The organism is Fluviicola chungangensis (assembly GCF_007558725.1).
Lineage (GTDB): Bacteria > Bacteroidota > Bacteroidia > Flavobacteriales_D > Crocinitomicaceae > Fluviicola > Fluviicola chungangensis.
In genome coordinates this window covers 156,651-182,387 of the sequence record NZ_VLPL01000002.1, presented here as the reverse complement: position 1 = coordinate 182,387, position 25,737 = coordinate 156,651, and the positions used below count along the sequence as shown (strand labels likewise).

Genomic DNA, 25,737 nt, shown 5'->3' with positions numbered 1-25,737 from the left:
TTTATGAAGTACTTGCTTTCCATCTTACTACTTTCAATATCTTCTTCCATTTTTGCCCAAACAGGACGGATTACAGGTAAAGTTCGTGACTTGCAAGGAGAAGCGGTTGTAGGTGCAACTGTTTTTGTAAAGACCAATCAACTTTACGGAGCAAACTCGGATGAGAATGGTCAATTCGTTTTGGAACTTCCTGTGGGGGTTTACAATCTGATTTGCCGCATGGAAGGCATGAACACGGATACCATTCAGATCAATGTGACTGAAAACGGGGTAATTGAATTGGACATCCCGATGGAAGAGATTTCAACCGTATTGGATGTAGTAGAAGTAAAAGTTGGAAAATTTGATAAACCCCTGGAAGATCAGACAGTTTCCATTGAAGTATTAAAACCACGATTAATAGAAAGCAAAAATACCAGAAGCATTGAGACTGCCCTGGATCAGACTCCCGGCTTAAATATCCTGGATGGAGAACCTCAAATTCGCGGGGGAAGCGGATTTACTTTTGGTGTTGGTTCCAAAGTTGCCGTAATGGTGGATGACATGCCGATGCTTTCCGGTGATGCAGGAAGGCCGGAGTGGGGATTTATACCGGTTGAGAACATCAGCCAGGTTGAGGTAATTAAGGGAGCTGCATCCGTACTTTCCGGTAGCTCTGCTTTGTCCGGATCTATCAATATCCGTACGGCCTACCCTACTTCAAAACCACTTACTAAAGTCATTTTATATTCAGGCTTATACAGTACTCCTTCTCAGTCAGGCACAAAATGGTATGACGATACTCCTCTAATTTCAGGAGCAACATTTTTACATTCCCGGAAATACAAACAATGGGATTTGGTGTTTGGCGGGAACTTCAATTACGACCACGGTTACATGGGTCCTCCTGAATACAAGGATACACTTGCCTGGAAAGATACGCTAACCAATTTCAACAACAAACAAATGGTTAGTAAAAGAGCGCGCGTTAATTTCAATTTATCCCGCAGAGCCAAAAATATTAAAGGGTTGGTTTATGGAATCAACGGGAATTTTATGCTTGCCGAAACCAATATGGTTTTAGCATGGCTGGATGATACTTCCGGTCTTTATCGGGCTTATCCAGGTGCTGTTTTTCTTCAAAAACAAATGATCTTTAATGTCGATCCGTATATTCTTTTTACGACCAAAAACGGTGGTAAACACTCCTTACGCACACGCCTGTTAAGAACATTGAATGAGATGACTGCGAATCTGGACAATCAATCCACAGTTCTTTACGGTGATTATCAATACAAGACATCTATCAAACAAATCATTCCTGTAGATTTTGTTGGAGGTATTACAGCACAACATACGCATTCTTATTCCAATATGTATCGGGGTTCCGGTACGCCTGTGAATCAGATGCTTAATCTTTCTGCTTATGCTCAGGCTGAAAAAAAATTGTGGAAACGCCTGACACTTTCAGTTGGAGGGCGCTTAGAGTATTTTCAATTAAACGACTCAATTACTGCTTTGAAACCCATTTTTCGGGCAGGTTCCAATTTTAAAATCCACAAAGCAACTTTTCTTAGAGCCTCTTATGGGCAAGGATACCGTTTCCCGACTATTACCGAACGCTTTATTCAAACAGGAGTGGGGAGCTTTGGAGTTTTTCCCAATTCTGAGTTAAGGCCCGAAACAAGCTGGAATGCGGAGTTTGGAATCAAACAAGGATTCAAGATCGGTCCTGTAATGAGCTTCATAGATGTTGCCGGATTCTGGCAGGAATACCAAAACACGATCGAATACATGTTCGGGATATGGCATACTTTCTCCTCTTTGGAAGAAATGTCAAAAGGGGCAGGATTTAAATTTTTGAATACCGGGAAATCCAGAGTCCGGGGAATAGATGCTTCTCTTGCCGGAACAGTTGCAGTTGGCAAAAAGGGTGATTTAACATTCCTGTGCGGATACACTTATATTGTTCCACAAACCTTGAATCCGGATTATCTTTATGCTACCGACTCATTGAACCGCAAATTCACTTACAACACCACTTCATTGGATTCAAATTCCAGAATTTTGAAATATCGCTTTCTGCACAATGTGAAAATTGATATGGAATACACTTTGCTTAAAAAAATCTCCATTGGATTCAGTGCCAAGTACTATTCAAAAATTATCAATATGGATGCCGTTATAAAGGATTTTGAGGAAACGACGAATAATATCAACCTTATTCCGAATATCCGTTATATGGATTATTACAACGATCACCGTTTTGGCAACTGGATTTTCGATGCACGTATTTCCTACTTATTGAAAGACAAACACCGTTTTGCACTTATTGGAAGTAATATATTAAACAGAACCTATTCTTTAAGACCGTTGAAAATCGAAGCTCCAAGAACTGTGATGCTTCAATATACCTTGAAATTAGGAGGGGATTAATGTTTAACGAATGACTTTCCGCCGTATTTTTGTAAAAAAACACTATGCGTGTCCTGATAGTTGCTCTGATCTTTATTGCAGGTGTAGTTATTGCCTATTTTTTAACGAACCCAGGTGATGATAAACCGCTGAAAATCTACAATCCCATTGATGTGGAATCCGAAATGGTGGATAAAGATCTCAGCAGGAAAGGTTTCGGGCATACCATCCAGGAATTCTCATTTACCGATCAAACAGGTAAACCTTACGGATCCAAAGACCTGAAAGGTAAAATCTATGTTGCCGAATATTTCTTTACCACGTGCGGAACCATCTGTCCGGTAATGAACGCGGAAATGCAGCGGGTACAAGCTGCGTTCAAAGGAAACGAGGATTTCAAGATTCTGAGCTTTACGGTCGACCCGGAAACCGATAGCGTGGCACAAATGAAAATCTATGCAGATAGCCACGGTGCTGACGCCAAGCAATGGCATTTCCTGACCGGCGAGAAAAAAGACCTGTACAAACTGGCTCGCAGAAGTTTCTTTGTATTGAAACCTGCCGAAGCGCAAAACCAGGGCGATGTTGGTTCTGATTTCATTCATACCAATTATTTCGTGTTGGTGGATACTCAAAAGCGAATTCGCGGATATTACGATGGAACCAACCCAAAAGAAGTGGACAAACTGATCCAGGATGTTCAGCAATTGATGGAAGAGAAGAACTAAAAACCCTTCCTTTATCTTCTTCGGCAGCGGAACTTGAAAATTTCACGAATCATTTAGGAATTCTGCTTATTTTCGACCACAGAACTCGAAAAAGCAATCCATGCAAACTACAAAAACAAACTACGGAGCACTTTCCACATTAACTACTGTGTTCTTCTTCTGGGGATTCATTGCGGCAGGGAATAGTATTTTCATCCCTTTTTGTAAACACTATTTTGACCTCGACCAATTCCAGAGCCAGCTGATTGATTTTGCTTTTTACGGGGCATATTACCTGGGAGCGCTCGGATTATTTGTCTTCAGCACGATAACACGTCAGGACCTGGTTTCAACGTGGGGATACAAAAAAAGTATTGTCAACGGATTACTTTTCTCTGCTTTAGGAGCTGCAATGATGATTGTCTCCGTTTACCTGAATGTCTTTGCGGCTATGTTATTCGGTTTATTTATTGTAGCATTAGGATTCTCTTTACAACAAACCGCAGCCAATCCGTTTATGATTTCACTGGGTGATGAAAAGACCGGAAGTAACCGGATCAATTTGGGAGGCGGAATCAACAGTTTCGGTACAACGATCGGACCGGTTGTGGTCTCATTGGCCCTTTTTGGAAGTTCAGCAGCTGTCAGTGATGAAATGATCTCGGAATTGAGCCTGAGCAAGGTAATCATTTTGTATGCCTGTGTGGGATGCTTGTTCCTTGGCGTTGCTGCATTGTTTGGTTTTTCAAAGAAAGTTCCGGCAGGCAAAATGGATTCAGTAATACCTGAAAGTGAAAAAGCAAAGAAAACGATGGTCATGATGCTGGTAGTGACCGGTTTATTGATCGCGTGTTTTGCACCTGTTTTTAATAGTTATCGTTCCGATGAAGCCAAACAACTAACAGAACTAAAAGGCGACCTGGAACAACTGATCCTGGGAGAAGACAACAAACCCATTGAAAACCTGACACCTGCGCAGGAAGAAACAAAAGTCCGGATCCAAAAAGAGATTCATACTATTCAAACTCCGCTTGAGCAAAAACGTATGCTTTGGCTTTCCGGAGGAATATTGGTAGTTCTGGGAGGAATTTTAGTTGCAAACCGTTCGGCTAAAAAGAATGAAAGCGGCTGGGGAGCAATGAAATATCCGCAATTAAGTTTGGGAATGCTCGCCATCTTTGTTTATGTCGGTGTGGAAGTCGCAATAGGCAGTAACCTGAGCGAATTATTGAAACAACCTGCTTTTGGAGAACTCTCTTCTTCCGAAACAACACCATTCATTGCTATGTATTGGGGAAGTATGATGATCGGGCGCTGGTCTGGTTCAATCAATGCATTCAATCTTTCCAAACAGGCAAAAATGATCCTGAGATTTATTGTGCCACTGGTTGCTTTCTGCATCATTTTAGGAATTTTCAAACTCTCCGGATACCGCATCGATATGCTCTACTGGTATATTGTGTGTGTTCTATTCCAAATTGCAGCCTTCTATGTTACAAACGATAAACCTGCTTTCTCTCTTGCACTTTTCGGAACACTCGGATTTATTTGTGTGCTTACAGGGCTAACAACTTCAGGAACGGTTGCCATCTATGCATTCTTAAGCGCCGGACTTTTCTGCTCCACCATGTGGTCGTGTATCTTCTCACTTTCTCTTGCCGGGTTGGGAAAATACCAGGCGCAAGGTTCCGGGTTCCTGGTCATGATGATTTTGGGCGGAGCATTGATCCCACCGATCCAGGGAAAATTATCAGACATTATTGAGATCCAACCTTCGTTCATTGTCGGGGCCATTTGTTTCGCGTATATTACTTTCTTTGCAATCTTCGTCAATAAATTGCTGAAAAAACAGGGAATTTCCCTTGACAGCGACGTGGGAAGCCATTAAATTCCCCAATTATAATTTTGAAAAAGCGGCCCGATTGCTGCTTTTTTGGTTCCGGACCCCATTCATTCTCACTTTTCTAAACTAATCTATATTGTTTCTAAATAAGAGCAAAGCTTCATTCGGGTTGTTCTAGCTATTAAATTTGTAACGTTTGAAACAATTTTTAAAAATACTATGAGTAAATCTGGAATATTTACGTCCTCATTAGCAAAGAAGTATTGGATGGCGCTTACCGGGCTATTTCTAATTACCTTTCTTGTCGGACACTTGCTGGGTAACATGCAGCTAATCACTAAAACAGGAGAGGAAGGAAGGCGCGCTTTCAACGAGTATGCTTACTTCATGGGCCACAACATCTTTATCAAGATCCTGGCGTATGTCACGTACTTCTCCATTCTGGCTCACGCATGCATTGGCTTGTACTTAGCTGTACAAAACAAAAAAGCACGTCCGAAAAACTATGCTTACAACAGACCAGGTACCAATTCAAGTACCCCGTCCCGTTACATGGCCATTTTGGGTACGATCATTTTGGTGTTCATTGTTACGCACATGGCAAATTTCTGGTGGAAACAAAAGGTCGCTGAAACAGTTCCTTTGCATTACGTAGAGAATACTACAGATATGCAGATCGGGCAGGATCCGATGACAGGTGCTCCGGTAACCCGTAAAATCACTATAAAATCAGCGTTGACTACCAACGGTAACTACCTGGAAGTAGCTGCAAAGGATGTTGAATCCGGTAATTCACAAGAATTAGTAAAAACCCAAGATACCGAATTGATCGATATGAATACCAACCTGCACAAAGCGGAAGGTGTGCGTGATCTGCACACAGTGGTGATGAATTTCTTCGGTCACACCGAGCAAGGTGGAAAAGCAAACGACTTAGCTCTTGTCGCAGTTATTTTATATGTTATTTCCATGTTTGTTCTCATGTTCCACTTGTGGCATGGTTTCGGTTCTGCGTTCCAGTCTTTGGGATTGAACCACCGAAAATACAACGGACTTATCCGATTTGTAGGTCAGGCATTCGCAATCGTAGTTCCGTTCTTATTTGCGATTATTCCAGTTGTTATTTATTTAAGAAGATAATATCCAAAAAAGTACTTTATGTCTATTCTAGATTCAAAAATACCAGAAGGTCACATTTCAAAAAAATGGACCGACTACAAAGACCACCTGCGTTTAGTTGCTCCAAATAACCGCCCGAAAATCGATGTAATTGTTGTTGGAACAGGTTTGGCCGGAGCTTCCGCAGCAGCATCCCTGGGAGAAATGGGGTACAACGTGAAAGCATTTTGTTTTCAGGATTCTCCACGTCGTGCGCACTCGATTGCAGCACAAGGTGGTATTAACGCAGCAAAAAACTATCAAAATGACGGTGATTCTGTTTACCGCTTATTTTATGATACAATCAAAGGTGGTGACTACCGTGCTCGTGAAGCTAACGTACACCGTTTAGCGGAAGTTTCCGGAAACATCATCGACCAATGTGTTGCACAGGGCGTTCCGTTCGCACGCGAGTACGGAGGTTTGCTTGACAACCGTTCGTTCGGTGGAACACAGCTACAGCGTACATTCTACGCAGCAGGACAAACAGGTCAGCAATTGCTATTGGGTGCTTATTCGGCAATTTCCCGCCAAATCGGATTGGGGCGCGTACAGATGTATAACCGTCATGAAATGCTGGATTTGGTAAAAGTAGACGGAAAGGCTCGCGGAATCATTGCCCGTAACTTAATTACCGGCGAAATCGAGCGTCATTCGGCTCACGCAGTCATTTTATGTACAGGCGGATACGGAAATGTATACTTCCTTTCAACCAATGCAATGGGATCGAACGTAACAGCTGCCTGGAAGGCTCACAAACGCGGAGCTTACTTTGCAAATCCTTGTTACGTGCAAATCCACCCTACTTGTATCCCGGTTCATGGGACCAATCAATCCAAATTGACCTTGATGTCCGAGTCATTGCGTAACTCCGGCCGTATTTGGGTACCGAAGAAAAAAGAAGATGCTGAAGCAATTCGTGCAGGACAATTGAAACCTACACAGATTGCAGAAGAAGATAGAGATTATTACCTGGAACGCCGTTACCCGGCCTTCGGAAACCTGGTTCCGCGTGACGTTGCTTCCCGCGCCGCAAAAGAGCGTTGTGATGCCGGTTACGGTATTGAGGCAAACGACACGATGGAGGGTGTTTACCTGGATTTCTCATCCGAGATCCAAGCGAAAGGAAAACAAACGGCTTATGCTTCCGGAAACCACAACCCAAGTGAAGAAGAAATTATCCAATTGGGTAAAAAATGGGTAGAAGAAAAATACGGAAACCTGTTTCAGATGTATGAAAAAATTACAGACGAGAACCCGTATGAAACTCCAATGAAGATTTATCCGGCGGTTCACTACACCATGGGAGGCGTTTGGGTCGATTACAACCTGCAATCTACAATCCCGGGATGTTTCGTAGCCGGTGAGGCAAACTTCTCCGATCATGGTGCAAACCGTTTGGGAGCTTCAGCATTGATGCAGGGACTGGCTGACGGATATTTCGTGCTTCCGTATACGGTTTCCGATTATTTGGCGGGCGATATCCGTACCGGAAAAATCTCTACAGATTTACCTGAATTCGAGGAGGCTGAAAACCATGTAAAGGACATGATCTCCCGATTCCTGAACAATAACGGATCCAAAACAGTAGATCATTTCCACAAGCGTTTGGGACATATCATGTGGAACAAAGTAGGAATGGCCCGCAATGCACAAGGTTTAACCGAAGCCATTTCAGAAATTGCCGCCTTACGTGAAGAGTTCTACAAAGAAGTATACGTTCCAGGAGATGCAAACGAATTGAACCCGGAATTGGAGAAAGCACTTCGTGTGGCTGACTTCATGGAATTGGGCCAATTAATGGCACGAGATGCTCTGCAGCGTAACGAATCATGTGGAGGTCACTTCCGTGAGGAATACCAGGATGCTGAAGGTGAAACACTGCGTGACGACGAAAATTTCAACTTTGTTGGAGCATGGGAATACAAAGGAATGGACATCAACCAATCCGAGTTACACAAAGAAGTGCTGAATTACGAGTATATTAAGATCGCAGCGAGAAATTATAAATAGGGATTAGTTTTTAGGGATTAGGGATTAGTTGGTAATGTCGGAGGTTAAGTCGTATAAGGATTTGTTAATTTGGCAGCGCGGAATCGCTCTAAGTAAAGACATTTATACATTGACTTCAGATTTCCCAGCACAAGAACAGTATGGAATTACAAGTCAGATGAGACGATGCTCAGTATCAGTACCGAGCAATATAGCAGAAGGATTTGGAAAAAGTACAGCGAGTTATATCAATTTCCTTAAAATTTCCAGAGGTTCTTTGTATGAATTAGATACGCAACTGATTCTATCCAGAGAACTCGGTTTAACAAAAGATGAAAAACTAATTTCGCAGCTTGAAAATGAAATCGCTGAATTGGGAAAAATGATAAATGCGTTATTGATTAAATTGAAATAGAAATTGTAATAATAAGTTGTCAGTTAGATGGTCGAACTAAGCACTACTAACTAACGACTAATAACTAAAAAGTTATGGCATCAAAAACAATTAATATAAACCTGAAGATTTGGCGTCAGAAGAACGCGAATTCGAAAGGAAGTATGGAAACATACAAATTGGACAATGTTTCAACAGACAGTTCATTCCTTGAAATGCTGGACCAATTGAACGAGCAATTAGTAAATGAGCGCAAAGAGCCGATCGCATTCGACCACGATTGCCGTGAAGGAATTTGCGGAATGTGTTCGTTGTACATCAACGGAGAAGCTCATGGTCCGGACCGCGCAGTAACAACCTGTCAGCTGCATATGCGTAAATTCAAAGACGGTGAAACAATCTACGTGGAGCCTTGGAGAGCAAAAGCGTTCCCGGTAATCAAGGATTTGGTCGTAGACCGTTCGGCATTTGACCGCATTCAGCAAGCCGGAGGATTCGTTTCTGTGAACACTTCCGGGCGCACAATGGATGCAAACGCTATTCCGATCGGGAAAGCGGAAGCAGACAAAGCTTTTGAAGCTGCGACCTGTATCGGATGCGGAGCATGTGTAGCAAGCTGTAAAAATGCTTCTGCCATGTTGTTCGTATCCGCAAAAGTATCCCAACTGGCATTATTGCCGCAAGGACAGGTGGAAGCACAGCAGCGCGTTTTAAACATGGTAAAACAAATGGACGAAGAAGGATTCGGAAATTGTACTAACACCGGCGCTTGTGCGGTCGAGTGCCCGAAAGAGATTTCTTTAGAGAACATTGCACGTATGAACCGCGAATACTTAAAAGCGATGGTTTCCGCAGAGTAATAACATCCTCATCTATTTGAAAAGGGCTTCTATTCTGATAGAGGCCTTTTTTGTTTTGTATCCTCAAAGTAACTAATCACTCAAAATCAGCTTTGTAATAATGCATTTATAAAAACAAAAATTTTTTGTTTGTTAAATTTTCTTTACATTTAGTCCATCTTTAATTTACTTATGTTATGAAAAAACTTTTACTCAGTTTTGGACTGTTTGTAGCAACGACCTATTCTTTCGGGCAGGTGATTTGTAATCAAACATCTCCAAACCCTACGGTTTATTCCTTTACTCAGGCAAGTGGCTGGGGAATGGATATGAGCATTCCCGGTAATTTTGTACATGATACAATTGCTGTTGCTTCCGATACATTGGGTTGTACTACGATAAGCAACTCAGTATCAGGTAAAATTGCCGTCATTTATCGCGGTTCCTGTAATTTTACCGTGAAGGTTGAAAATGCTGCTGCTGCTGGGGCAGTTGGTGTAATTATTGTGAACAATGTTGCTACAGCTCCGATTACTATGGGAGGAACACCTACAGGACCGATTAGCATTCCGGCTGTTATGATTTCCCAGGCTGATGGTGCATCCGTTCGCGCAACTATGACGGGTGGTCCGGTTAAATTCTACATCGGAAACAAATCCGGTTTTTTTGCTAACGATTTAGCGCTAACTGATATCGGTTCAATGAGAGCAAATGTCGGGTCTTTGCCAATTTCTTTAGCACAAAACGGAACTGAATTCTCTGTTCCTCTTGGAGCATGGGTTTTCAACCAGGGACAAAATGATTTGACAAATATTGTTTTGAATGCTACGATTAACCGCGATGGTACAGAAGTTCACAACGTAAACTCTTCTCCGGCGTCTATCGTTGCAGGAGACTCTATGTTTTTCACACTTACAACTTACTCTCCTGCAACTCACCAGGCTGGAGATTATGAAATTACTTACAGTGTAAGTTCCGGGGCAACAGACGATTACACAAGTGACAACACCAATACCAATTACTTCTCATTAAGTGATTCATTGTGGTCACTATGCAGTTTGGATACTACTGTCGTTACTAAACAAACATATGTACGCCCTGCAACTTTACCAACAACAGAATTCGAATCTTGTATCGCGTTTAAAAACACGAATGCAGGAAGAGTGGCAATGGATGGTGTTTACTTTGGTGGATTCTTTGTTAGCACAGCTGACTCTGCAACAGTTCACTTGGACGATTTCGAAGCGTTTTGGTCTTTGTACACATGGGATGATGCAGACTTTACTATTTCAAACGGATCGTTTGATATCTTAAGCCAGGTTGCTTTTGGTCAGTTTACGTATCCTTCCAATGGAGATCCGCTTGCAGGAGAAACAATCTTTATGCCTTTAACAGGTGGTGATCAGGGAACATCTTACTACCGATTCACTAATGATCAGCAATATTTATTGTGTATTGAGAATTTCCAACCGAAATTATTCATGGCATATAGCGAAAGAGATCATTACGATCAACAAATTGATTCTGATGATTTAGTTCGTTTCCCTAACAGATCCGATGTAGGTGACTTTACTCCTGCAGGATTCGTTGGTTTACCTGTTCCTTCTATTGCGATCAGAACGGGAGCAACCTTGAGTGTGTCTGAAAACGAATTGGTAGATGCTTCTGCATTCCCTGTTCCGGCAAAAGAAACCATTACTGTAAAAGTAAATGCTGCAGGTAATGCAACATTGAAAATTGTAGACATGGCTGGTCGTCAGGTTTCTACTCAACAAGTTAAAATTGAAAACGGTCAATTCCAAACTTCTGTTGCGGGAATGAACGCTGGTACTTACGTATTTACACTTGATTATTCAAACGGTACTACAAGCCGCTTTAACGTGGTTGTGTCCAAATAATCAACATTCAACAAAATTGGGAACCGGTTCGTCAGCTGACGAATCGGTTTTTTTATGTCACCTGCTCACATCATTATCCTGAAACCGGAATTTAGTATCTTCGCAAAAAAATTTACTTATGAAACATTCGCTAATCCTTTTCTCACTGCTGTTCATCTCCTTTTCAGGAATATCTCAAATCCCGGGCTGGAATCACAGTCAGCCGATTACCATTCTGGAACACTCGGGTAATCTGGTTACTAACTACCAAATAAAATTGACCATTGATACGCAAACACCCATTTCAACTGGGGACATGTTGGCAAACGGTGACGATATCCGGTTTTCAACCGAGTGCAACGGCGGAGATCTTTTAAATTACTGGATTGAATCCGATATAAACACAGCAGCAACCCAAATTTGGGTAAAAGTAGACTCGATTCCGGCAAATGGCGGAAAAACGATTTATCTGAATTATGGGAACGCTTCTGCCCCATCCATATCCGCCATTAACGGAACCTTCATCGGGCCGCAATCGTGTACTGACAGCGTCAGCGGAGGAGCAACAGGTGGTGTAACAAACTCGCAGCGCGGAATCCGCTTTGCAGCAAATGAAGACTTGCTTGTCACCGCTTTTGGAAAAAACGAACCCAATGGATCAATCCGCTACATCACTCTTTTTGATGTTACCACACAGGCCATTTTAAGACAAATGCAAGTAAGCGGGCCGGCTGCTCAATACAGCTACCAGGACCTGTCATCACCCATTTGGTTAACTCAGGATACTCAATATGTCCTCGAAATGTACCAGGACAATACGGATGGTTATTACTTTGGCCCCTCCACTTCCCAAATTGGCCAGCATTTCACCTACCTGGATATGCGCTATTGCAACGGATGTGATCAAAATACCTATCCAGGAAATTATCTCAACAACATTCATTACGGGTATCCTGATTTTTGGTACTATTCCAAAAACAATGTAGATCCCGCTCCAACATATCAGTTGGGTTCTTTCATCACAAACATGGCTGATGATTATTTCATTTGTATGGGTGATTCAGCTATCCTGCCCCTGACAATTTTGGGCGGGCAGGCACCTTTTGACATTCAGTGGACCGGAACGGAAATCTCCTCCGATACCATCCTCCAACCCATTGCTTTTCCTTCCGACACACTCGAATATCATGTAGCCATAACCGATCTCTGTGGTTTCACAAATACGGACTCCATTACTTTCAACGTAGGAGCGCTTCCGGTAGCCAACCTGCAGGCTACTGCAACAATTGTTTGTAACGGAGAATGGTCCGAACTAACAGTGGACACCCTATACAGCGCAGTCTGGGATGACAATTCAACAGCCGATTCATTAGTAGTATCGCCATCCGTAACGACAACCTATCATGTCCAAACAACAGACAACAACGGCTGCCAGAGTTACGATTCCATCCAGATCGTTTTCCATACTCCTGCGTACCTGACCAGAACCGTTCACAAATGTTTTGGCGAGAGCTACCAGGTAGGAACACATATTTATACATTAAACGGAACGTATATCGATACACTCAGCGGTGTTTCCAATTGTGATAGTATCATTACTACGGAATTGACCTTCCAGGATGATATCGATTCCCAGATTCAGCAAATCGGGTTGACACTCGTTGCCGACCTGGGTGCAGACGGATACCAATGGGTGGATTGTACAAACGGGAACACCCCGATTCCGGGTGCAACCGATTCGTATTATGAAGCAACTCAAAATGGAAGTTATGCGGTCATTTCCAGCTTGGGATCCTGTTCAAAGCAGTCTTCGTGCATCGACATCACCACCGTTGGATTGGAAGAGTTCGATCAAATTGACAACCTTTCCGTATTCCCTAATCCGACTACAGGAAATTTAACCATTCAGTCTTCTGTTTCCCAGGAACTGAAGATCGTAGATATCATCGGAAACGTGGTAAGAAAAGAACAGGTTGTTGCCGGAATCAGCAAACAAATTGATTTAAGCATTTTGGGAACGGGTTCTTACTACCTGCAATCGCGTACTAAGGTGATCCGATTTGTCATCCAATAAAAATGGTTCGGTATTAAAGTAGAAGCGCGATAAATCGCGCTTCTACTCATTTTTCAATCTCGGAAGCGTAATCAACACCGTCGTTCCTTCCGAAGATGTCTTTTCGATTTCAATCGAGCCATGATGCGTTTCCACGATTTGCTTTACCATTGCCAGACCCAAACCGGTTCCATTGGACTTCGTGGTAAAATACGGTTCAAATATCGTTTGGATCTGGTCTTCTGGAATCCCGGTCCCGTTATCCTTAACCCGGATAAAAACCAGGTTTTCATTAGCTTCGACGGAAATCACGATATGCGCAGGAGTCAGAGTGGCAGCCTGAATTCCGTTTGAAACCACATTGTTCAATACACGCAATAACATTTCCTTATCTCCGGGGATCAAAATCTTCGATTCAGGCCCGGTTAATTCCCATTCGACTTGTATACTCGTATCGCTGTCAAATAATGCAGCAACCGCTTCAATTAAGCTTATCAGATCAATTTCAGCAATGACCGGCTGAGGAAGTTTGGCAAAATTGGAGAACTCATTCGCAATATGCGTCAATGCATCTATTTGTTCGATCAAAGAACCCGTAACCCGCTCAATCCGCTCAGCTGCCTTCGGATCATTGGGATCAAAAACACGTTGCAGGTGCTGAATACTCAGCTTCATCGGTGTCAGCGGGTTTTTGATCTCATGCGCAACCTGCTTGGCCATTTCCCTCCAGGCACTTTCCCGCTCCGATTGTGCCAATTTAGCCGCTGCTTCAGCCAGTTCGTTCAATTTATGGTTGTATTCTGCAACCAACGAACCGATCTCATCCTGCGCTTTGTAATTAATCTGGGAACTGTTTTTTCCCAATTCAAACTGGGAAAAGCTTTTTCTCAATAACATCAATGGGCCTGTAAGCCAGGAAGAAACCAGTAACGCAACAAGGATGGATAAAACCAACAGAAGCATAAATACATTCAGGATTGCCACAAAAAATTGCCTTAACTGTTCTTCGAAAACATTTCGCTGGTCAAAATGAAGGATGTTCAAATACCCCAACAATTCATTTTCGTGATTGAATACGGGCACGTACCCGGATAAATATACCAATGAGCCGATATTTTCCTCGTGGATAAATTCGGAACGCATGCTGAACTGCAATTCATACAATGCTTTTGGATTCATTTGTTCACTCAGCAAGCCCATGTTGTAAATCTTAGTTCGCGAAGTTCCCGCCAAAATTCCGTCCGATTGGTACAAATTAATGTCTGCCAGGAAAACTTTCGACCACCTTCTTAACTGGTAATCCAATTCCTCTTGGTTTTTGTCACTAAACTTTTCAGAAGTAAACCGTTGTCTGGAATTGATGTCATTGATCACTGATTTCTCTTTCTCACGGATCTGGTCCGTGGAATAACTGCGATACTGACCGCTCAACATGGTCGTACTCGCAATACTGAATCCACCCAGGGAGATCACAATCAAACCGATTAGAACCAATTGGATCTTCGTGATCATGGAAATTCCATTGGAAACCCTTACCTGATTTAATTGCTTCAATAATAAAACAAGTGTCAGCATCGCACCGAAGCAAACCAATAAAATGGAAGTTGTGGTCAAATAGGATAACCAGGAGGGGATGGTTTTACTCAAAATAATCGCATCCGTCATGGATTTCTTAAAAATCAAATGCTCAAAACCGTCTTTTTCATACCATTGATGCCCCTGCTCTTCATTATCACCCAGGATCCGGAGACTTGTCGGATAACTGTAGGCTCCATAATTCAATACCAGGTGGTTATTAAAATATTTCGCGATCGAATACCGTTCAAGGGATTCAAAAACCGCCGTTTGTTTCGAAATCAGCAACCTTGGGAAACCGATCTTCTCCGGAATCCGTTTCGATTTCATGGTACCGTAAAAAGCTACCTTTACCCCGTTTCTCTCAATAGGCAGGGAAAATACGTAATTAAACTGGCTGGTATAATCCTTCACATAGTACAAACTGGAATCAATTTCGGAACGAAGTCCATGCCTTTCAATCAATTCGTCCAATTGTTTTTTGTACATCCCATTCAGTCGAACTCCCAAACTGTCTTCCAGGTAATAATAAAAATCAACATCATACCGGTCCCAATAACCTTTAAAAACCTGGTATTCCATTGCTTCCTTTAATTCGGAAAAACTGGGTTTGGTATCGTGATGGAATAAGCGTTTCAGGAATGGTTCCGTAATCAATTTCTCTTTCGCCCGTGTAAAATCAACTTCTGCATTGATATCGCGATCATCCGCCAGCTGGTTGGCAAAAAGTAACCGTTCCTCCCGCTCCTTCTTTTTAGCTTCCATTTCGAGATTCATGGTAATCCCAAAAGAAACAAGAAAGGTTGCCAAAAGGTAAAAGGTAAAGTTCCATGTCCCGTTAAAACGGAAACTCACGATCAGGGAAACAGTCAACAGGGCAAACATCCAGATAATCCAAAACCCATGCAGCCTGAAAATCCATTCGTTTGCAATAATCACCGAAGAAAACAGGGCAGTCAACACTCCGAATCTTTCCACTTTACCCGGATTCATAGCCCTCCATTTCTCCATGACCAACTGGTAAAATTGGATCAGGAACAGAGAACTCAACCCGATCAGGAAAATAAAAACAATGGAGAAGACATTCAGTTTCAAAAGTTCGCTTAAATGAATCGGAATGGTAGAATTGACAATGATTAACTTGATAAGTTGCGGATATACCATCATCAAAACCGGCACCAGGAGCAACAAAAGGTAGACTATGTACTTGTTGTTTGCCTGACGGACCAATTTCCCCAGGGAAGGGAAAATCATAAGCAAAGAAACAAACCAGACTAGAATTTCCCCGAAATCCGGTATCCAGTTATTCAAAGCCATCAGGCCCGGATCAAATAAAGAGGTGTTCGCCATCCACTCAAACCAGTCGAAACGCAAGGACAGGTAGCGCAGCAAAAGAATGCCAAATACAAAGGCCCATCGTGCTGTATTGGTCTTTAAGGACCGGTTGATCCGAAAAAAAATCAGGAAAAGAATGGCCAGGACGTCCGTAAAAATAAGTGTCAGCAACCGCTCGTTATCCGGACTTTGGTTCACCTCTCCGATACCAAAAACACCTTCCCCTCTTTCATCAAAAACCGTATGGTTCTTTTCGGTAACCAACGAAACCGTGCCATGGACCGGAGGGAAGGGTCTGAAAAAATAGTCTTTCAACTGAGCATTGGTAATTGGGAAAACACGTTTAATGCCAAAGGTAACCACGAAAATATCCGACCCGGATTTCTGCAATTGGGAATAATACCATCCATTTTGCAATTGGATAACTCCTTGCGAGGGAAAATGCAAATCTGCAAAACGGTTTACCGGACATTTGTTGGTATTCCAAAACACCAGCGAATCACCCTGATAAACATGTACAAAAAGGGTATTCTCCAGGTGGTTATATTTTTTTGAAAAATCACCTTTACTCAGCTCTTTCCAATCTTTAGGAATCCATCGCAGCTGATCTTTGGCTTTCGCAACCTGGGATAAAAAAACACGTTGAAACGATTCAATATCTTCCGAGCCGGATTTTTTTAAATTGAATAACAATCCGGCTAACAACAAAAAACATGCACTCAATAACAAGGCATATCCTCTTCTTGCAAAAAATTGAATTATTCTTTTAAACATAATAATTTGGGAGTCAGCATGTGAATGAGCCTTTCAAATTCCAAATCTGCCTGCTGATCATTTTCAAAGACAAAATCTGCCAGGTGCATGTATGGTTTAAGGTATTTCTCATAGCAAGGGATCACATGATGCTTCCACTGGTACATAATTTCTTCGCGCGAATATCCCCTGGTCTCCAGATCCCGGTACAATCTTCTGTCCAATTGGACATCCGGATCAACATCCATAAATATGGAGAAATCCAATAATTGATAAACCTCTGAATATTGAAACAAAAACAAGCCTTCAACAATAATAATAGGAGAAGGATCCAATGTGATCAGTACATTTTTATTGGGTGGTGCATTGAAATGATACTCCTTCACTTCAATCGATTTTCCTTCTTTCAGGTCCTTCAGATCAGCTACCAAACGTTCCTTATCCAATGCGGTCGGCAAATCGAAATTGACATGACCATTTTCATCCAGGATCTGCTGATCAATCGGCAGATAATAATTATCCATGGAAAAAACCGTGGGGTGAAGTTCCCCATAAAATGACGCTAGACGTTTTAAAAGTGTTGTCTTTCCGGATCCGCTGCCTCCACAAATTCCAATAATCATTTTTGCTTATATTCGAAGGTTAAACTGTTTTTTGTCGGCAATTGTTTTGTGTCGAAAACCAGCCATTTTGTGTTCAATTCAACTACAAATTTACTTGGAAATTCCGCAGTAAGCAAACGACTGGGATTAGAAGTTGCCTGATCAATGCTCCCCGATACAACACCTGTGCCGGAAGCAAAGCTGTGGAAATGTCCTTCGGATTTGGAAGAATTCACATACCAGCCAATTCCTTCATCCATCCGGAAACACCCCACCTCTAAGTCTTTTTTGGCATTGTATGCCGCACAGGCGGATGAACAGACTTTGCTCCACTCTTTTCCCTGCAACTTGTAACTGATCAGATTTGCCGTTGTGCCGTCCAGCTCTATCCCACCGACATAATAATCCCCGTTGGCAAAGACCAGCGTTCCCTTTTCATTGGGTTCACTTCGTTTCAGAAGGGCGCTTCCCCTTCTTCCAAAACCTACGCGTGTATGTGCAATGAAATTCGTTCCCCGCTGTTCCAGTACCTGTTCTCCTACCATCTGACCTTTCGGATTGTACTCCTTTACTCTCCAACCGGCTTCCTTACCGGCATGCAAACGGGCAGCAAAGAGAATATTCTCCCCTTTTTCCCCGGCAATGTACCACGAGATCTGGTCTTCTATTTTGGAAGAACTGATCACATTTTCTGACACGATAAAAGCATACATGTTGAAGTTGTGATGGGTCATGGAAACCGCGATAGTTGTCAGTTTTTCCTTGTCGCGGTGCCTGAACATCCAAAGCAGTGCCTTCTCGGTTGTAATGATATCCGTTAAGTATAAATCCGACGGGCTGAAACCTCCCAAGCGTTTTATGGGAGCGAGAAAATTCAGGTTCATGACTTTGATATTCCCCGCAGCACTCAACTGATGAATAAAAACTTTGTTGTCTTTCAATTCCAGGTTTTCAAGAAAGTAAGCATATTTCCCACCATCTTCTGAAATAAAGAATGTTTCCTTTGCCATCGGATTATAGACCTGCTGCCATGCACTCTTACTGTCTCCCGAAACCATTGTCAGATCAACTTGTTTCTGGGTCAGTGACGGGTCACGGCTAAGTGCCAGCGCACCGATCCCTTTCCACTCAAGTATGTCATAATAAGGCTGTTTCAATGGCGAAATTTCAAAATTCTGAGCGTAAACAGAAATGCTGATTAACGTAAAAAGAATGATTAAAGATTTTTTCATATTGGGAATAAAGCGTAAATTGGCAGATAAATGTAAAATATTTCAACTGAATATGTTATTCTCCCGTACAATTAAAAATACCATCTCCGGAATTTTTCTTTTGGTGACTGCCTTTTCTTTTGCACAAAGTGAAGAGCTGAAAACACTTCCGATCGGTGAGATTGTTCCCATGTTGGACTATAAAATGGAAAACCTGGATGGCAAGATGATGCAATTGGGCACATCAGGCGGAGAGAAGGGGCTGCTGGTTGTTTTCTCCTGCAACACCTGTCCTTTTGTAGTAGGAAGCGACCATTTTGAAGGTTGGGAAAAACAATACAACGATCTGAACAGGTTTGCTGCCGCTCATGGATACAACATGGTTTTGGTCAACTCCAATGAGGCAAAAAGAAATAGCGACGATTCCCCGGAAGCCATGCAAAAACGGGCCAAAGAAAAAGGATACTCCATGCCTTACCTGATAGATAAAAACTCTCAGCTTGCCGATGCATTCGGGGCCAGAACAACTCCGCACATTTTTCTTTTGAACAATAAAATGGAACTGGTATATACCGGGGCAATCGACAACAAAGAGGACGGTAAACGCAGTTCGGACGAAAGCTACCTGAAAAACGCAATCGAAGCAAACGCTTCGGGGAAGGAAATTGTTGTTAATACTACCCCACCAAGAGGTTGCAGTATTAAACGTGTTAAAAAGTAAACTCTCCAAATAAAATAAACGATGAACAAAAAACTACTCAGTGTTGCATTGTTGTGTATTTCCTTCTCCGGAATTTCCCAAGTGCAGCAAATCGGAACACCTCTTTCCTGGAAAGATAAGGTCGGAATGCCCAAGGAAGGGATTCAAATGGTCTCTGTGGACAACGAGATCGAAGCAACCAATGAAATGATCAGAAGAGGAAGCACCTTGGAAAAAGAAATGCGCTTCGGAAAAGAGTTGCCCGTTAATATTGATTTTATGTCAACTGCTGAAATCAAGGTTTTACCTAATGGAACTGTCGTTCGCCAACTAAAAATAAATTCAGCCGGTGCATTATCGATCAACTTGATTTTCGATCAATTTCAACTTTCCAAAAATGCCCGGCTTTACTTGTCGGATGGCGAAAAGAAAGAATTTATAGGTGCTCATACCAGTTTGAACAACAATGAGAACCACATGCTTGGAACAGAATTAATTCATGACGATGTCGTTATCATTGAGTTGCAGGAGCCGGCAGAAGAAGCTGGGACTTCCCAATTGCATTTGGGAACTGTGGTCCATGGTTACTTTGACCTGGAATCAGAAGTGAAAGCACTTGGCAGTTCCGGAAACTGTGAGTACGATGTGAACTGCCCAATTGGAGCAGGATGGGAAAATCAGCGAAATTCCGTTGCAATGATGGTGAACGGCGGAGGTTTTTGTACCGGATCCTTAATCAACAATACTTCAGGAACAATCATTCCTTATTTCCTTTCTGCGAACCACTGTGGTACTTCACCCGGAAGCTGGGTATTTCGTTTCAAATGGGAACGAACTCCTGCTACGGCAATTTGTGCTACTGCAAATAACACCTCGAATAACGGTCCGACAACTATGAACATAAACGGTGGGGTATTAAAAGCAAATTATTCCCCATCCGATTTTACTTTAACGGAACTGAATTCTGCTCCGGACCCAGCTTGGGGTGTTTATTACAATGGGTTTAACGCTACAGACATTCCTGCAACATCTGCAGTTGGAATTCACCATCCTGCCGGCGATATCAAAAAAATATCCTTTGAAAACACGCCTTTGATCTCCACCACATTTAATGGCGGTCTTCCTGACAGCCATTGGGGTGTGACAAGTTGGGACAACGGAGTAACAGAAGGAGGTTCATCAGGATCCCCTTTATTTGACCAAAATCACAGAACAGTTGGTCAATTGCACGGAGGTGCTTCTGTGTGCGGAGGATCAAATTTGTCCGATGAATACGGAAAACTATATACTTCCTGGTTAGGTGGCGGTACAAATGCATCTCAACTTAAATTTTGGCTGGATCCGTCAAATACAGGCAGCTTAACCATTGACGGTGTTGATCCGGCTGGTCCGGGGGTTGCATTAGATGCTGCATTATCTACTATTTCAGGAGCTTCGGGAACAATTTGTTCAGCTTCGGTTTCTCCATCATTCACATTGATAAACAATGGCAGCACTGCGCTAACAAGTGCAACCGTCCATTATGGTTATGACGGTGATTTTAGTCAGACTTATGCATGGACGGGTTCATTAAATCAATACCAAAGCCAGGTCATTGCTTTACCTTCTGCTACCCTTGCAGGCGGAGCTCACGTTTTCAATACATACGTTTCCGGTCCTAATACAGGAACAGATGAAAACAACAACAATGACACCATAGAATCCAATTTCACCATTATTGTAAATCCAACCATTGTTGACCTGTCTTTGACGACGGATCGCTGGGGAAGTGAAATAACCTGGGCACTGACAAATACGGCTGAGAATGTAACATTCTATACCGGCGGGCCATATGCTGATTTAGCGAGCGGGACCGGAGCAACTTATAACGCTTCTTTCTGCCTGGCAGATGGATGCTATCACTTCATCATTACTGACGATTTCGGAGATGGGATGTCCGGAAATCCCGCCGGACATTACGAACTGATATCGGGTTCCGATACGCTGGCCGAATTAACCACGGCAGATGCAGGATTTGGAAACAGTCACACTTCTATTATTTGTGTGGGTACATCCGGGCTGAAGGAAGTTCATGATCTGCAGGAATCATGGAGCTTGTACCCTAACCCGGCTACTGATTTGGTTGAGTTCGGGCTAAGCAACGATAATTCACTTAAAGAAATCACACTGATAACTGCCCAGGGAGCAATTGTCAAGCAGATGAGTACTTACGGGACTTCTTCCAATATGAGTATCTCTGATTTGTCATCAGGTGTTTATTTCGTACAAATGAAGAATGCGCTTGGTACCAGTACAAAACAATTGATCATTAAATAAACAATTTAGCAATAAATAAAAAGCTGTCTGCTTAGGCGGACAGCTTTTTTTAATTTTGTACTATGGCAAAGATCAAATCAGCTTTTTTCTGTCAAAATTGTGGGTACGAAACTCCAAAATGGTTAGGGAAATGCCCTTCCTGCGGGGAATGGAACACCTTTGTTGAAGAGTTGGTTGAAAAACAATTGCCGCAGGTCATTGCTTTCTCTACTTCATCCGGTCGGACCGCCAAGGCGCAGGTTCTGCAGGAAATTGTTTCAAACGGACAGCGAAGAATTGTTCTTCCGGACAGCGAGATCAACCGCGTATTGGGAGACGGCTTGGTCCCGGGATCACTCATCCTTTTTGGCGGTGAACCGGGAATCGGAAAGTCCACTTTATTACTCCAATTGGCCGTACAAACATCGTTACGTGTGTTGTATGTTTCAGGAGAGGAAAGCGAACAGCAAATAAAAATGCGTGCCGAACGCATCGGTCAAAAGAATGATTCCTGTTTCATTTTGACCGAAACAAACATCCAAAACATTTTCAAACAAGCGGAAGAAACCAGTCCCGAACTATTGATCGTGGATTCCATCCAAACCCTATTCAGTTCCCAGATCGAAAGCGCACCTGGAAGTATTTCCCAAATCCGCGAATGTACGGCTCAGCTGCTACGCTATGCAAAAATGACTGAAGTTCCGGTCTTCCTGATCGGTCATATCACCAAAGAAGGGTCGCTTGCAGGTCCGAAAGTACTGGAACACATGGTGGATGCTGTATTGCAGTTTGAAGGCGACCAGCACCATGTTTATCGCTTGCTTCGGGGGATTAAAAATCGCTTCGGAAGCACCAATGAACTGGGGATTTACGAAATGAACGGTTCGGGCTTAAGAACGGTAGAGAACCCGTCGGAAATTCTGATCTCCGCCGGTGACAGTAAATTGAGTGGTGTTTCGATTGCTGCAACCCTGGAAGGACTAAGACCTTTATTAATTGAGGTCCAGGCCCTGGTAAGTACCGCCGCTTATGGAACGCCGCAACGTTCATCTACGGGATTCGATTTGCGCAGATTAAACATGCTGCTTGCCGTAATGGAAAAGCGCTGTGGCTTTAAATTAGGTGCAAAGGACGTCTTTCTGAACATCGCAGGAGGAATCCGCGTAGACGATCCAGCCATTGACCTGGCAGTGGTAGCAGCCGTATTATCCAGTAATGCGGACATTGCCATTGACCGTTCAATTTGTTGTTCCGCTGAAGTGGGTTTGTCCGGGGAAATCCGTCCGGTGAACCGAATCGATCAGCGCATCCGCGAAGCGGAAAAACTGGGATTTGAAAAGATCATTATTTCGAAACACAACAAGGGAATCGAACAATCCAATTTCAAGATCGAACTGGTGCCATGTTCCAGAATTGACGAAGTTTTAAAAGCTTTATTCGCATAAAACAACCGATACTTTGTAAGCTACACACTCTAACTTGGAAATTATTTATTCCAATGAGTTCTATTCTAATAGTTTCCTTAATTTTAACTTTCTAAATTAAAACGCTACATAATGAGAATATTAGCTACCACTGTCGGAATACTGATGTGTTCTGTGTCTTTTGCAGTAAACACATTACCGGGACTAAACTTATCTCAAACTGTTCTCAATCCACAACTTTGCTCTGGAAACAACTGGGAAACCGCTCTTTTTCAGCCCTTAGAAATAACGGATATCGATGGTGATCCCATTACCATTGTATCAATAACTTCCTCCAATCAGTCCATTATTCCTGATGCCGGTATGTATGCTGCAACCACTTCCGGTGTTGCTACACTGAATACTTACCTGTATGCAACAAACGGTACTCCGGTTTCAGGATCAGTAGTGATTACCCTGGAAGTAAGCGATGGTATCGGCACGGCATTCCTTACGCTTCCAACGGTTGTTATCGGGGAAACTCCGACAATTACCTTCGTAAATAATGCGCAAATCTGTTCCAGTGAAGGAACAGTTGATCTCAATCAGTTCGTTAGTCCTGCCGGCGGAGTGTTTGATAATGACGGAATGATCTATCCGAATGCCGAATTCAATATGCTCGATCAGGGATACACTGCGAACGACGTAGTTGGTATCAACTACACGTATTCCGAGGGTGTTTGTCCGGCATACGATTTCCTGACTCTTAATTTGTTTATCTCTCCTTCCGTTTCCATTGCCACTACACCAACTTCCTGCGGAACTTCAACAGGAGCGGCTGTTGCTACGGTTACCGGCGGAGCACCCGTTCTGAGCCAAAGCTGGTCCAATGGTGTTACCGGAACAGCCAGCATATCCACCCTGGCTGCAGGACAATACATGTATTACCTTACTGATACCAATCATTGTGCTACTTCAGCAGCATTTGGAATTGATCCGGCGGGGGTTTCAATCAATGAGACCGTAACCGACGTAACCTGCTACAGCCAGGCAAACGGGGCAATTACGATTTCCCAAACCGGTTTAACAACTCCGGTAACTTATGTTTGGACTTCGGGTCATACGGGTACATCTGTTACCGGATTATTGGCAGGAACCTACACTGTCTATGCAACGGACGCCAACAATTGTATGATCTCAAAGGCAATTACGGTTGCACAACCGGAAAAATTAACTTTTCAAGCGGATTATAACGTACAGCCAACTTGTGGTTCAAACGACGGGGAAGTCGAAGTATATGCAATCAGCGGAGGAACTGCACCTTATACAACAATCTGGTCAAACGGTACCACCGGAGAGATCAATTCCAACTTATCGTTTGGTATATATTCCGCTACCGTAACGGATGCAAATAATTGTATGGCCATTAAACCGGTTTATTTAAGTGAAAATAACTCGGCAGATATTTCCGGAAACGTAATTCCGGCTGCCTGTGGCGGAAACGACGGAAAAATCTTTACCGATTTTTGGATTTGGTCCGGAGATCCGGTTCAGTCTATTGTTTGGTCTAATGGAGCAACCACGCAACACTTAACGGATGTTCCTGCTGCAAACTATGTTTGTACGCTAACGGTAGCCAATACCGGATGCAAGGCGATTAAAGGCTGGAATATCCCGGTTGTAAAACCCTTGAGACAGGATTTGTGTATCATCACAGTAGACAGCCTTACCACAACCAACCTCTTGGTTTGGGAAAAAGTGCAAACAGTAGGAATTGACCATTATACTATTTACCGCGAAACCTCCACACAAGGAGAATACGTATTAATTGATACCGTAGACTTCGACAACATTTCCCTGTTCAATGATGTGATTGCATCTCCGTCGGAACGCTCATGGAGCTATAAAATCGGCGCTGTAAACGTATGTGGTGAAGAAAGCCCCTTAAGTATTGCACACCGTACAATCCACCTTGATCTGTTGGATTTGGGAAGCAATTCTGTGCAGGTCAACTGGAATGCATACGAAGGAACGACTGCATTTACGGATTACATTGTATGGAGATATACCACAGCGAACGGTTGGGAACAAGCAGGAACAGTTCCAAGTTCCACTTTGACTTTTACAGATGGGGTAGATTACACTACTCCCGGATTGGACTACATGGTTGAATTTTTATTAACTGAGTTCTGTTCGGCCGAAAAAGCACAAGACTTTAATACCGTAAGGTCCAATCGCGAAAGAGGTCAGTTTGCAGCAGGAGAAGGAGTGGGTGACGCCTCATCCAACGGAATCGGCGAAAATTACCTGAATGCAATCGGAATGTACCCGAACCCGACTTCTGATAAATTGACTTTTGTACAGGATGGTCACGAGAAAATTACGTACAACATTCTTTCCCTATCCGGTCAATTGATGCAAACAAGTCAAAGCAACCAGGCAAATACAGTTCTTGACCTCAGCCAATTGAATGCAGGAGTGTACCTGGTAGAACTGAAATTGAATGATATTAAAATCATCAAACGGGTAGTTAAACTTTAAGCTGCCCGAACATAACAACATATAAAATCATTGTTCCATTCAGGTGCAATGATTTTTTTTCTGAC

16 protein-coding genes are annotated in these 25,737 nt (G+C 42.8%); 13 read left to right on the top strand and 3 right to left on the bottom strand.

Annotated elements, in window-relative coordinates:
- Positions 1-3: 3 nt before the first annotated feature.
- From FO442_RS04420 to FO442_RS04380, 9 genes are all read left to right on the top strand, one after another.
- Positions 4-2,415: a TonB-dependent receptor gene (locus FO442_RS04420; RefSeq protein ID WP_144331944.1), complete on the top strand. Its 2,412-nt coding sequence runs from the start codon at positions 4-6 to the stop codon at positions 2,413-2,415.
- A gap of 44 nt (positions 2,416-2,459) precedes the next feature.
- Complete coding sequence (locus FO442_RS04415; protein WP_144331943.1) at positions 2,460-3,122, top strand: SCO family protein; 663 nt, start codon at positions 2,460-2,462, stop codon at positions 3,120-3,122.
- A 100-nt stretch (positions 3,123-3,222) separates the two neighbouring features.
- The gene (locus FO442_RS04410; protein WP_144331942.1) at positions 3,223-4,989 is read left to right on the top strand and encodes an MFS transporter; all 1,767 of its coding nucleotides are present in this window, start codon (positions 3,223-3,225) and stop codon (positions 4,987-4,989) included.
- Between the two features lie 174 nt (positions 4,990-5,163).
- On the top strand, positions 5,164-6,084 hold the full coding sequence (locus FO442_RS04405; protein WP_144331941.1) for a succinate dehydrogenase cytochrome b subunit: 921 nt from the start codon (positions 5,164-5,166) through the stop codon (positions 6,082-6,084).
- Between the two features lie 18 nt (positions 6,085-6,102).
- On the top strand, positions 6,103-8,115 hold the full coding sequence (locus tag FO442_RS04400; protein ID WP_144331940.1) for a fumarate reductase/succinate dehydrogenase flavoprotein subunit: 2,013 nt from the start codon (positions 6,103-6,105) through the stop codon (positions 8,113-8,115).
- A 34-nt stretch (positions 8,116-8,149) separates the two neighbouring features.
- On the top strand, positions 8,150-8,509 hold the full coding sequence (locus tag FO442_RS04395) for a four helix bundle protein (RefSeq protein WP_144331939.1): 360 nt from the start codon (positions 8,150-8,152) through the stop codon (positions 8,507-8,509).
- 74 nt (positions 8,510-8,583) lie between these two features.
- Positions 8,584-9,348, top strand: a complete 765-nt coding sequence (locus FO442_RS04390) for a succinate dehydrogenase/fumarate reductase iron-sulfur subunit (RefSeq protein ID WP_144331938.1) — start codon at positions 8,584-8,586, stop codon at positions 9,346-9,348.
- A 176-nt stretch (positions 9,349-9,524) separates the two neighbouring features.
- The gene (locus tag FO442_RS04385) at positions 9,525-11,225 is read left to right on the top strand and encodes a PA domain-containing protein (RefSeq protein WP_144331937.1); all 1,701 of its coding nucleotides are present in this window, start codon (positions 9,525-9,527) and stop codon (positions 11,223-11,225) included.
- 118 nt (positions 11,226-11,343) lie between these two features.
- The gene (locus FO442_RS04380; RefSeq protein ID WP_144331936.1) at positions 11,344-13,278 is read left to right on the top strand and encodes a DUF2341 domain-containing protein; all 1,935 of its coding nucleotides are present in this window, start codon (positions 11,344-11,346) and stop codon (positions 13,276-13,278) included.
- Between the two features lie 42 nt (positions 13,279-13,320).
- Here the strand turns inward: FO442_RS04380 and FO442_RS04375 are convergent, their stop codons facing one another.
- Genes FO442_RS04375 through FO442_RS04365 form a run of 3 tightly spaced genes read right to left on the bottom strand, consistent with a single transcriptional unit; the run spans position 13,321 to position 18,754 of the window.
- Positions 13,321-16,941 carry a sensor histidine kinase gene (locus tag FO442_RS04375; protein ID WP_144331935.1) on the bottom strand — a complete coding sequence of 1,207 codons (3,621 nt, stop codon included), beginning with the start codon at positions 16,939-16,941 and terminating at the stop codon, positions 13,321-13,323.
- Complete coding sequence (locus tag FO442_RS04370) at positions 16,926-17,543, bottom strand: uridine kinase family protein (RefSeq protein WP_144331934.1); 618 nt, start codon at positions 17,541-17,543, stop codon at positions 16,926-16,928. Before FO442_RS04370 ends, FO442_RS04375 begins: the two co-directional genes overlap by 16 nt.
- Positions 17,540-18,754 (bottom strand): hypothetical protein, encoded by a 1,215-nt coding sequence (locus FO442_RS04365; protein WP_144331933.1) that lies wholly within the window; start codon positions 18,752-18,754, stop codon positions 17,540-17,542. Before FO442_RS04365 ends, FO442_RS04370 begins: the two co-directional genes overlap by 4 nt.
- Between FO442_RS04365 and FO442_RS04360 the strand changes: the two genes are divergently transcribed.
- The 4 genes from FO442_RS04360 to FO442_RS04345 all read left to right on the top strand — a co-directional run bounded on the left by FO442_RS04360 (position 18,735) and on the right by FO442_RS04345 (position 25,672).
- Positions 18,735-19,454, top strand: a complete 720-nt coding sequence (locus FO442_RS04360) for a thioredoxin family protein (RefSeq protein WP_246073812.1) — start codon at positions 18,735-18,737, stop codon at positions 19,452-19,454. The genes FO442_RS04365 and FO442_RS04360 overlap by 20 nt on opposite strands.
- 21 nt (positions 19,455-19,475) lie before the next feature.
- Complete coding sequence (locus FO442_RS04355) at positions 19,476-21,749, top strand: T9SS type A sorting domain-containing protein (RefSeq protein WP_144331932.1); 2,274 nt, start codon at positions 19,476-19,478, stop codon at positions 21,747-21,749.
- Between the two features lie 62 nt (positions 21,750-21,811).
- On the top strand, positions 21,812-23,173 hold the full coding sequence (gene radA / locus FO442_RS04350; protein ID WP_144331931.1) for a DNA repair protein RadA: 1,362 nt from the start codon (positions 21,812-21,814) through the stop codon (positions 23,171-23,173).
- 111 nt (positions 23,174-23,284) lie between these two features.
- Positions 23,285-25,672 carry a T9SS type A sorting domain-containing protein gene (locus tag FO442_RS04345; protein WP_144331930.1) on the top strand — a complete coding sequence of 796 codons (2,388 nt, stop codon included), beginning with the start codon at positions 23,285-23,287 and terminating at the stop codon, positions 25,670-25,672.
- Positions 25,673-25,737: the final 65 nt, after the last annotated feature.